Origin of the sequence: Microcoleus sp. Pol12B5 (assembly GCF_036701335.1) — a bacterium.
Lineage (GTDB): Bacteria > Cyanobacteriota > Cyanobacteriia > Cyanobacteriales > Microcoleaceae > Microcoleus.
The window spans coordinates 1-1,188 of record NZ_JAUBQQ010000167.1; the positions used below are offsets into that span (position 1 = coordinate 1).

The 1,188-nt window shown below is 45.5% G+C and carries 1 protein-coding gene; it reads left to right on the top strand.

Going from position 1 to position 1,188, the window contains the following annotated elements:
• Window positions 1-401: 401 nt before the first annotated feature.
• Window positions 402-1,188 (top strand): transposase (locus QUA24_RS27230; RefSeq protein ID WP_333233537.1); only part of this gene is annotated, 787 nt, incomplete at its 3' end.

The window sequence follows — 1,188 nt, forward strand, 5'->3', positions numbered from 1 at the left end:
CCCCTTGTATCTTAAAAGAGTTGGTGTAGCGATCGTACCGTCAAGCAGGCGATCGCTCCGTCAAGCAGGCAATCGTACCGTCAAGCAGGCGATCGCTCCATCAAATAGGTGATCGCTCTATCAAGTAGGGGTAAATCTAAAGAAACAAGAAAAATGTAGCGCCTTGGTGCAAGTTTCAGCAGAAAGTGTTGTTTAAGGACATCAGAAATCGGTGAAGTTGGCCCGCCCCTTAGACTTTCGCAAGTCTGTTGTGTAGATAAGCTCCCATTACTGATGACAGGCGCACACAAACTGGACAGTATCTTAGGCTCTCGGCATCGTCGGGAAAGCCTGCATTGACAAGGTTAGTCTTCAATTGCCTGTCGGTTCTTTCATAAATCGGAGTATATTGGGAGCCAAAAATGACATCAACAGTCTTAGGCATAGACATCAGTAAAAAAGACTTTTATGTCTCCTTGCTGACTGAAAGCCGTGCGACTAAACCCAAAAAGTTTACTAACAATACTCAAGGGTTTGAGAGTTTACATAACTGGCTCAAACAACAAAGTGTAGTCGCTATCCATGCTTGTATGGAAGCTACTAGCATTTACGGGGAAGCTTTAGCCGAATTCCTCTATGGGGCTGGGTTTCAGGTAAGTATCGTCAATCCGGCCCGGATTAAAGGGTTTGCTAAAAGCGAACTTCTGCGAACTAAAACCGACTCCGTAGATGCAGCACTGATTGCTCGTTTTTGTGCGGCGATGAAACCATCTCTGTGGACACCAACCGCGCCCGAAGTCAAGGAATTACAAGCTTTGTTGCGACGGCTAGAATCAGTCACAGAAATGATGACGAGCGAACAAAACCGTTTGGAAACAGCTACGCCAACTGTTGCTGGCCTTACCCTGGCACACTTAGAGTATCTAAGAGAGCAACAACAACTGATCAAAAAACTGATTAGTGACCATTTTGACCAACATCCCCATTTAAAACAACAGCGTGAGCTGTTGACCTCAATTCCTGGCATTGGTGATTTAACAGCTTCTGTATTATTAGCTGAAATTGGTGAGGTTTCTGATTACGATAATGCTCGTCAATTAGCAGCCTATGCCGGTTTAACTCCCAGCGAACGCACTTCTGGGACTTCGGTTAAGGGCAAAACTCGTTTGTCCTGCACTGGCAATGTCCGACTGCGAAAGGCATTATATA